Below are 8,808 nucleotides of genomic sequence, written 5' to 3' on the forward strand. Positions count from 1 at the left end.
AGGGCGCGGTGCAGGACCACGCGACGGAACCGGGGGCGGTCGGCCTAGTTTACCCCCTGTCGGGCACCTGGCTGGCGGTTGCCGGATCGATGCCGGCTGCGGCCAGGTGATGGCGCGCGCGCAGGCGCTCGTCGATCACCGCCGTCATCAGGGCGCCAACGAAGAACACGACGGTGGCGTAGTAGATCCAGACCAGCGAGATCACCAGCGCACCCATCGAGCCGTAGGCACTGCCGGGGGCCACGGTGGCGATGTAGACGCCGATGCCGTAGCGGCCCAGTGCGAACAACGCCGAGGTGATGGCACCGCCGATGAAGGCCTGGCGCCAAGCCACGCGGCGGTCGGGCAGGTAGTGGTACATGAAAGCGAACCCCACCGCGTACAGCAGCAGGCTGGTGACGTAACCCAGCGCGGGGAGGATCGAGGGCAGTTGCGCGAAGGCCACCTGCAGTACCGTGGTGGCAGTCATCGACAGGATCAGCAGGAAGCCCAGGGCCAGCACCACGCCGAACGAGAACACGCGCTTGCGCAGCCAGGCCTTGAGGCCCTCCAGGCGCTCGCCGCTGGTGCGGAAGATGAGGTTCAGTGCGTTCTGCAGCTGTGCGAACACGGCGGTGGCGCCCACGAACAGCAGCAGCGTGCTCCACAGCCCTGCCAACGAGCCGACGTCGGGCTGGTTGTCGGCGTTCTTCAGGACGGTCTCGGCCACGATCGCAGCACTGCTGCCGGCCACCGAGCTGATCTGGTCGACCAGCGCCTGCTGTGCCGGCGGGTACAGCGAAGCGGTCAACCACAGCAGCAGCACCAGCAGCGGTGCCATCGACAGCAGGGCGTAGAACGAGACGGAGGCTGCCTGGGTCAGCACGTCGACGTCGATGAAGCGCTTGGCCACCGCCATCGGAAAGCTGTCCTGCAGGCGCTTGAGATACTTGTGCAGGGACACGGGAACGTTGAGCTCGGGTTCAACCATGTGTGCGGTTGTAGCAGGCGACCGACGAAGGTGCGGTGAAACGGGTACATCAATGGGGCCAGAGCCCTTTCGCGTTGCGAAAGGGATCCGACCCCGTTGCCGGATTACGCCAGCTGCTGCTTGACCAGCTTGGACACCAGGCCCATGTCGGCCTGGCCAGCGAGCTTGGGCTTCAGGGCGCCCATCAGCTTGCCCATATCGGCCGGGCCGGAGGCGCCGGTCTCGGCGATGGCGGCCTGGATGGCGGCCACGATCTCGGCTTCGCCCATCTTGGCCGGCAGGTAGGCTTCGATGACCACGATCTCGGCGCGCTCGATCTCGGCGAGGTCTTCGCGGTTGGCGGCTTCGTACTGGCTGACCGAGTCCTTGCGCTGCTTGACCATCTTGTCGAGCACGGCGATCACGGCGGTGTCGTCCAGCTCGATGCGCTCGTCCACTTCGCGCTGCTTGATGGCGGCATTGATCAGGCGGATCACGCCCAGCTTGTGCTTCTCGCCCGCCTTCATGGCGGCCTTCATGTCTTCGGTGAGCTGCTGCTTCATGCTCATGAGGAACCTCGTGGTGGTAGGTGGGGCGGGGCGGATGCCCGAACCCGGAAACGCAAAAAGCCGGCGACGCTCGCGCGTGCCGGCTTCGGCTCCATCGCAACGGGCAGGCCCGCCGCGATGAAGATGCGTCCGATCAGTACAGGCGCTGACGCTTGGTGACGTCGCGCGACGAGCGGCGCAGCTGACGCTTCACAGCAGCGGCGGCCTTGCGCTTGCGCTCCTGGGTCGGCTTTTCGTAGAACTCGCGCTTGCGGGTTTCGGCCAGCACACCGGCCTTTTCGCAAGTGCGCTTGAAGCGGCGAAGAGCAAACTCGAAGGGCTCGTTCTCGCGGACTTTGACGCTGGGCATGGAATCTCCGGGACACAGTAGAACCGGGTCACGCCCGGCGAGCCGCACATTATAGCGGCGAATCGACAAACTGCAAGCGGCCAACCCTGAATACGGGCCGGCGGTTCGAAAGCAGTGAGATCTGCACGCTCCCCGAGGGGACGGCAGGGGCGTCATAATAGCAGGCATGCGAGTCCTTGGCATCGAATCTTCCTGTGATGAGACCGGCGTGGCGGTGTATGACACCGACCTGGCCGGCAGCGCAGCCCTGCGCGCCCATGCGGTCTACAGCCAGATCGCCCTGCACGCCGAATACGGTGGCGTGGTGCCCGAGCTGGCCAGCCGCGACCACGTCCGCAAGCTGCTGCCGCTGGTGCGCCAGACCCTGGCCGACGCCGGTCTGGGTGTAGGCGATATCGATGGGGTCGCCTATACGGCCGGTCCCGGACTGGTCGGCGCGCTGCTGGTGGGTGCGGGCGTGGCCCGATCACTGGCTTGGGCGCTGGAGGTCCCGGCCGTCGGCGTACACCATATGGAAGGGCACCTGCTGGCACCGCTGATGGAAGACGACCCGCCGCAGGCCCCGTTCGTTGCGCTGCTGGTGTCCGGTGGCCATACCCAGCTGGTGGCGGTGGATGCGATTGGCCAGTACCGGCTGCTGGGCGAAACCCTGGACGATGCGGCTGGCGAGGCCTTCGACAAGACCGCCAAGCTGATGGGCCTGCCGTACCCGGGCGGCCCGCAGCTGGCCAGGCTGGCCGAGCAGGGCACGCCGGGCGCGTACCGCTTCGCGCGGCCGATGACCGACCGCCCGGGGCTGGATTTCAGCTTCTCCGGCCTGAAGACCCAGGTCCTGATGGCCTGGCGCGACAGCGACCAGAGCGAGCAGACCCGCGCCGATATTGCCCGGGGCTTTGAGGACGCGGTGGTCGAGACCCTGTCGATCAAGTGCGAGCGCGCGCTGGAAGCGGCCGGGACGAACGTGATCGTGGTTGCCGGCGGTGTAGGTGCCAACAAGCGCCTGCGCGCCCGCCTGCAGCAGATGGCCGAGCGCCTCGGCGGCCGCGCCTGCTTCCCGCGGCCTGCACTGTGCACCGACAACGGCGCGATGATCGCCTTCGCTGGCGCGTTGCGGCTGCAGGCTGGCCAGCACAGCCCGCCGAAGGTAGATGTGACCCCGCGCTGGGACATGGCGACCCTGCCGGCGGTGTGAACCGATAGCGTCGGGCCATGCCCGGCGGACGCATTACCGATGCACTGCCAACGGCGACGCCGCCAGCACGGTTGTCGCCCGCTAATGGCGCTGCAGCCAGCCCAGGGTGTGTGGGCAGCGGGCATGGATCAGCCGCCCGATCGCGGCCAGGTCGGCGCCGATGTCGCGCTCGAGGATGGGCTCGTGATGGGCGATGCGGTTGCGCAGGTGGCGGATGCGGCCAATATCCGCGTGGATGGCTTTCCGGATGACACTGGGGTGGGCGCAAGGCGCATGGCGCAGGACTCCGCTGAGTGCCGGTATCCACAGCGTGGAATCGAAGCGACATGTGAATAGCTGCTGCCAGAACACCATAGGCAGGCTGGCGACGATTTCAGGTGTATCGCTTGCGCGACTGGCAAGTTGTTCCAGTGCCGTGCGTGGAGAAGTACTGGACGAAGTTGGCAGCCTGCGTCTGAAGGCATCATTCCAGGGCCAACGTGGACCGTGCTGCCGAACAAGAACCATTGCCGCGGCGTTGCGGGTGACCACCTCGCACAGATGGACCGGCATCATCAGTGCACTGCACAGCCGCATGTTCCAGAGGTAGAGGGATTCGGCTGTGACGTCGGGGCCGCAGGCCGATGCGATTCTCTCGTAAGTAGACAGACGCTCCGCTGACAACGCGCGCCGCAGTACATCGTATGGAGCCATCGTCATGTGCGGTGGTGAAGGAGGGATCGATGTTCGCGAGAGTGGGCGGCGGCGACCATCAGGGAACGTCCTTGTCCGCGCGGCTGATTTTCTGCGTTTTGCCTCGGACGAATACCTGACCTGTCCTGTCGGATTTGGCCTTGACCGGCGATCTGGTCCTTGCCTAATCTGCGTGCCTGCGCCACCGGGACTCGCGGCTGGATTCCAGCTCCCCCTGGGGACAAACGGTTGTACCAAAGGGCCCTGCTAGCGGGGCCCTTTGTCTTTTCCGGGCCCGCCCCGCGCCGGCCATCCATCGCCCGTTCCGGGCAGGCTCACCGCCGTGCCGTTACCATGGCCCCCTGTATTCGGGCGGGTAAGCGCAATGGACAAGGTTTTCATCGAGGGGCTGACGATCGACGCCCTGATCGGCATCTACGATTGGGAACGACGGATCCGCCAGGACCTGGTGTTCGACCTGGAAATGGGCTTCGACAACCGTCGCCCCGCGGCCACCGACGACATCGCCCATACCCTGAACTACAAGGCGGTGAGCAAGCGCCTGGAGCAGTTCGTGCGCGAGTCGGAGTTCGGCCTGGTCGAGACGCTGGCCGAGCGCTGCGCGCAGATCGTGCTGGACGAATTCGACGTGAAGTGGCTGCGCCTGAAGCTGAGCAAGCCGGGCGCAGTGCGCGGCGCGCGCGCGGTGGGCGTGATCATCGAACGCACGCGGGACTGACCCGGTCGTGCCGGCCGCTGGCCGACAACCCCGGTAGTGCCGGCCGCTGGCCGGCAACCTTGGCAACAACGAAACAGACAGGAGACAACCGATGGTGGACGCGGTGGTGGCGGTACAGTGGCTGGAACGGCTGCAGAACACACTGGAACCCTATCCCGGCGCCTACCTGGCGTTGATGATCTCGGCGCTGCTGATCGCCGCTGGCCTGGCCAACTGGGTGACCAAGCGCATCCTGTTACGTGGCCTGCGGCGCCTGCTCAGCCGCCTCCCCGGCGCTGACACCGGCCGCGGCAGCCACCTGATGCGGGTGATCTCGCGCCTGTCCAACGTGGTGCCCAGCCAGGTGATCGCCTCGGGCATCCGCATCGTGCCGGACCTGCCGCCGGGCCTGGTCAGCTTCATCATCGGCGCCTGCCAGGCGTGGGCGATCCTGACCGTGGTGCTGGCCATCTCGCATGCGCTGGATGCGGCCAACGATCTGTACGAGCGCCGCCCCGAGGCACGCAACAAGCCGATCAAGGGCTACCTGCAGGTCGCCAAGATCGTCCTCTTCGTGATCGCCGGCCTGTCGATCGTTGCCACCCTGGCAGGCGTCGACCTGCGCTATCTGGTCACCGGCCTGGGCGCGGCCACGGCGGTGCTGATGCTGATCTTCCAGGACACCATCCTGTCGCTGGTGGCCAGCGTGCAGATCAGCGGCGATGGCCGGGTGCGCATCGGCGACTGGATCGAGATGCCCAGCCAGAACGCCGACGGCGACGTCATCGACATCGCGCTGCACACCATCACCGTGCAGAACTTCGACAAGACCATCACCACCATCCCGACCAAGAAGCTGGTGACCGAGTCGTTCAAGAACTGGCGCGGCATGCAGGAGGCTGGTGGCCGCCGGATCAAGCGCGCGCTGTACCTGGACCAGCACAGCGTCGGCTTCCTGGACGAGGGCGACCTGGCCTTCCTCGGCCAGTTCGCGCTGCTGCGCGACTACCTGCGCGACAAGGAACAGGAACTGGGGCAGTGGAATGGGCGCCTGCGCGAGCAGGGCATGGCCGAGGTCAACAGCCGCCGGGTGACCAACCTGGGCACGTTCCGCGCGTATGTGGAGCGCTACCTGCGCAGCCATCCGGGCATCCATACCGACATGACCCTGCTGGTGCGGCAGCTGCAGCCGACCACCGAGGGCCTGCCGCTGGAGCTGTACTGCTTCACCCGCAGCACCGCCTGGGGCGAGTACGAGGCCGTGCAGTCGGACATCTTCGACCACCTGCTGGCGATCCTGCCGGCGTTCGGCTTGCGGGTGTTCCAAGCCTCCAGCGACGCCATGTTGATGGCCGGGCAGCGCCAGCTGGCCGGCTCGGAGTAAGCTGCGGTGGCCCCGGCGGAGCCATACGGACCCCGCTGGTGGCTGAAACTGAATGAAGAAACCTCTCGCCAAATGGCCCGGGATCGCTAGAATGCCGGGCTTGTAAACGTTTTCATCAAGGACTGCCGGTGGCCTCCGATCGCATCGAATCCCTCATTGCCCAGATGACCGTCGAGGAAAAAGTCGGCCAGCTGGGTGTCTTCGCGGACATGGTCCGCCCGTTCGCCCCGGACGTGAACCCGGAAGCCAACGTGCGCAATGCCGACCAGGTGCTGCAGCAGGTGCGCGAGGGCAAGGTCGGCTCGCTGTTCAATGGCGTGGGCGCCGAGCTGGGCCGTCGCATCCAGCAGGTCGCCACCGAGGAGAGCCGCCTGGGCATCCCGGTGATCCTGGCCGCCGACGTCATCCACGGCATGCGCACCGTGTTCCCGATTCCGCTGGGCGAGGCCGCCAGCTTCGAGCCGGACCTGGCCGAGCGCACCGCGCGCGCCACCGCCATCGAGGCCACGGCCGCTGGCCTGCACTGGACCTACGCCCCGGCCGTGGATATCGCCCGCGACCAGCGCTGGGGCCGTGGCGCCGAAGGGGCCGGTGAGGACGTGGTGCTGGGCTGTGCGTTCGCCGCCGCCCGCGTGCGCGGCTTCCAGGGCAGCGACCTGCGCGCCGCCGATTCGCTGCTGGCCACGCCGAAGCACTTCGCCGCCTACGGCGCGGTGATGGCCGGCATGGAATACAACATGGTGGACATCTCGCCGCAGACCCTGCGCGACGTGCACCTGCCACCGTTCAAGGCCGCCTTCGACGCCGGCGCGATCACCGTGATGTCCTCGTTCAATGACATCAACGGTGTGCCGGCCAGTGCCAACGCTGAACTGCTGACCGACATCCTGCGCGGCGAATGGAAGTTCCCGGGCGTGGTGATCTCCGACTACACCGCCGACATGGAGCTGGTCGCCCACGGCTATGCCGCCGACGACCGCGATGCCACCGCCAAGGCGTTCACCGCCGGCCTGGACCTGAGCATGCAGAGCGGCTTCTATGCTGAGCACCTGCCGGGCCTGGTCGAGAGCGGCGAGGTACCGATGGCGGTGCTGGATGAGGGCGTGCGGCGCATCCTGTGGCTGAAGGAAACCATCGGCCTGTTCGACGACCCGTACCGTTCGCTTGACCCGGCACGCGAAGCCGATACCTCGTACCTCGACGCGCATGACCAACTGTCGCGCGACGCCGCGCGGCGTTCGATCGTGCTGCTGAACAACCGTGACAACGTGCTGCCGCTGCAGAAGACCGGGCAGAAGATCGCGCTGATCGGCCCGTTCGTGCAGGACCGCGAGAACATCGAAGGCTGCTGGACGCTGTTCGGCGACAAGCAGCGTTACGTGGACCTGGAGACCGGCGTGCGTGCCGCCATCGGCGACGAAGCGCTGCTGGAAATCGTGCCGGGCTGCGAACTGGAAGCGGCCATTCCGGGCGGTACCGAAGCGGCGGTGGCTGCCGCGCTGCGCGCCGACGTGGTGGTGTTGGCGCTGGGCGAACCGCAGCGTTACAGCGGTGAAGCACAGTCGCGCGTGGAGATCACCCTGCCGCCGGCACAGCAGGCGCTGGCCGAGGCCGTGGCGATGACCGGCAAGCCGCTGGTGGTGCTGCTGCGCAATGGCCGCGCGCTGGCGCTGCAGGGCGCGGTGCGCAATGCACAGGCTGTGGCGGTGACCTGGTACTTGGGCACGCAGACCGGCCATGCCGTGGCCGATGTGCTGTTCGGCGACTACAGCCCGTCCGGCCGCCTGCCGGTCAGCTTCCCGCAGGTGTCCGGCCAGCAGCCGTACTTCTACAACCACCCGCGCACCGGTCGCCCGGAACTGCCAACGATGTCGGAGTTCAAGGCCCGCTGGCGCGAGATCCCGAACGAACCGCTGTACCCGTTCGGCCATGGCATCGGCTACACCACCTTCGCCTACGGCGTGCCGCAGCTGAGCACTGCACAGCTCGGCTGGGACGACACCCTGACCATCACCATCACGCTGACCAACACCGGCAGCGTTGCTGGCGAGGAAGTCGTGCAGCTTTACATCCACGACCGCGTGGCCAGCCGCGTGCGTCCGGTGCGCGAACTGAAGGACTTCCGCAAGGTGGCACTGCAGCCGGGCGAGTCGACCGACGTGGTGTTCACCCTGACCCGCGAGCAGCTGGCGTTTACCGGCCGCGACGGCGTGCTGCGTGCCGAGCCGGGCCTGTTCGACCTGTGGGTGTGCGCGTCCTCGGCGGCTGGCGAAGCGGTGCAGTTCGAACTGCTGAAGGCCTGATTGAAGAAAAAGGGGACGGAGGGGATTAAGTCGTTAGTGGCACAAACGACTTAATCCCCTCCGTCCCCTTTTTGTTGCCGTCACTGTGGCGGCGCTACCATCGGGCTTCCTGTTTCGATGGAGTGCGCGCATGCGCCGGATGGCCTACCTGATTCCCGCCCTGATGCTGGCCGCCTGTTCGCAGCCGGCGGCACCGCCGGCCGAGCCTGCGGCGGATGCGCCGCCGCCGATGGAGGCCGGCGCGGCAGCGACGCCTGCCGCTGAACCGACAGCGCCGGCTGCTGGACCCGCCGACTTAGCACCGCCCGCACCGGTAGCCGAGGCGCCCGCCGAGGATGCGCGTGCGCGCATCGAGTCGCTGCTTGGCGATGCCGCGCAGTTCGAGAAGGTCTTCAATGCGTTCAAGACCGCCGTGGTTGGCGGGGATCGCGCTGCGGTGGTCGAGGAAGTGCGATTCCCGTTGAACATCAGCGGCGGAAAGAAGATCTCCGGCCCCGGAGAGTTCCAGCGCAACTACGAGAAGATCATCACGCCGGAGGTGGTCAAGGCGGTGTCCGGGCAGGACTTCGGCAAGGTGTTCGTCAACCAGCAGGGCGTGATGATCGGCAGCGGCCAGGTGTGGTTGAGCGGCCAGTGCCTGGACCAGGCCTGCACGAAGACCGAGGTGAAGGT

General features: G+C 67.0%; 9 protein-coding genes. 5 read left to right on the top strand and 4 right to left on the bottom strand.

Annotated features, from left to right (window positions below; translation table 11 throughout):
* Positions 1 to 49: 49 nt before the first annotated feature.
* The 3 genes from N5C25_RS13920 to rpsU all read right to left on the bottom strand — a co-directional run bounded on the left by N5C25_RS13920 (position 50) and on the right by rpsU (position 1,867).
* Positions 50 to 970, bottom strand: coding sequence for a YihY/virulence factor BrkB family protein (locus tag N5C25_RS13920; RefSeq protein ID WP_019662215.1), 921 nt, complete (start codon positions 968 to 970; stop codon positions 50 to 52).
* Positions 971 to 1,074: 104 nt separating this feature from the next.
* Positions 1,075 to 1,518, bottom strand: coding sequence for a GatB/YqeY domain-containing protein (locus tag N5C25_RS13925; RefSeq protein WP_005415013.1), 444 nt, complete (start codon positions 1,516 to 1,518; stop codon positions 1,075 to 1,077).
* 133 nt (positions 1,519 to 1,651) lie between these two features.
* Positions 1,652 to 1,867, bottom strand: a complete 216-nt coding sequence (rpsU, locus tag N5C25_RS13930; protein ID WP_002808376.1) for a 30S ribosomal protein S21 — start codon at positions 1,865 to 1,867, stop codon at positions 1,652 to 1,654.
* Positions 1,868 to 2,033: 166 nt separating this feature from the next.
* Between rpsU and tsaD the strand changes: the two genes are divergently transcribed.
* Positions 2,034 to 3,059 (top strand): tRNA (adenosine(37)-N6)-threonylcarbamoyltransferase complex transferase subunit TsaD, encoded by a 1,026-nt coding sequence (gene tsaD, locus N5C25_RS13935; protein WP_058981476.1) that lies wholly within the window; start codon positions 2,034 to 2,036, stop codon positions 3,057 to 3,059.
* A gap of 81 nt (positions 3,060 to 3,140) precedes the next feature.
* On the opposite strand, the gene N5C25_RS13940 is transcribed toward tsaD, so the two are convergent.
* Positions 3,141 to 3,758: a hypothetical protein gene (locus N5C25_RS13940; protein ID WP_279937132.1), complete on the bottom strand. Its 618-nt coding sequence runs from the start codon at positions 3,756 to 3,758 to the stop codon at positions 3,141 to 3,143.
* A gap of 358 nt (positions 3,759 to 4,116) precedes the next feature.
* On the opposite strand from N5C25_RS13940, the gene folB reads away from it, so the two are divergent.
* From folB to N5C25_RS13960, 4 genes are all read left to right on the top strand, one after another.
* Positions 4,117 to 4,470 (top strand): dihydroneopterin aldolase, encoded by a 354-nt coding sequence (gene folB / locus N5C25_RS13945; protein ID WP_005407807.1) that lies wholly within the window; start codon positions 4,117 to 4,119, stop codon positions 4,468 to 4,470.
* Positions 4,471 to 4,561: 91 nt separating this feature from the next.
* Entirely contained in the window at positions 4,562 to 5,833 is a 1,272-nt protein-coding gene (locus N5C25_RS13950) for a mechanosensitive ion channel domain-containing protein (RefSeq protein ID WP_134731197.1), read from the top strand.
* A 128-nt stretch (positions 5,834 to 5,961) separates the two neighbouring features.
* Complete coding sequence (locus tag N5C25_RS13955) at positions 5,962 to 8,136, top strand: glycoside hydrolase family 3 N-terminal domain-containing protein (protein WP_279937133.1); 2,175 nt, start codon at positions 5,962 to 5,964, stop codon at positions 8,134 to 8,136.
* 130 nt (positions 8,137 to 8,266) lie between these two features.
* A partial coding sequence (locus N5C25_RS13960) for a hypothetical protein (RefSeq protein ID WP_279937134.1) occupies positions 8,267 to 8,808 on the top strand: 542 nt, incomplete at its 3' end.

The sequence above is a fragment of the Stenotrophomonas sp. GD03958 genome (assembly GCF_029839005.1).
In the GTDB taxonomy this organism is placed as follows: Bacteria; Pseudomonadota; Gammaproteobacteria; order Xanthomonadales; family Xanthomonadaceae; genus Stenotrophomonas; species Stenotrophomonas hibiscicola.

What these genes read in the sequence shown, in the direction of transcription:
- folB (WP_005407807.1), top strand. Translation starts at nt 4,117, where the DNA reads ATGGACAAGGTTTTCATCGAGGGGCTGACGATCGACGCCCTGATCGGC.
- N5C25_RS13925 (WP_005415013.1), bottom strand. Translation starts at nt 1,518, where the DNA reads ATGAGCATGAAGCAGCAGCTCACCGAAGACATGAAGGCCGCCATGAAG.
- N5C25_RS13920 (WP_019662215.1), bottom strand. Translation starts at nt 970, where the DNA reads ATGGTTGAACCCGAGCTCAACGTTCCCGTGTCCCTGCACAAGTATCTC.
- rpsU (WP_002808376.1), bottom strand. Translation starts at nt 1,867, where the DNA reads ATGCCCAGCGTCAAAGTCCGCGAGAACGAGCCCTTCGAGTTTGCTCTT.
- N5C25_RS13950 (WP_134731197.1), top strand. Translation starts at nt 4,562, where the DNA reads ATGGTGGACGCGGTGGTGGCGGTACAGTGGCTGGAACGGCTGCAGAAC.
- tsaD (WP_058981476.1), top strand. Translation starts at nt 2,034, where the DNA reads ATGCGAGTCCTTGGCATCGAATCTTCCTGTGATGAGACCGGCGTGGCG.
- N5C25_RS13940 (WP_279937132.1), bottom strand. Translation starts at nt 3,758, where the DNA reads ATGACGATGGCTCCATACGATGTACTGCGGCGCGCGTTGTCAGCGGAG.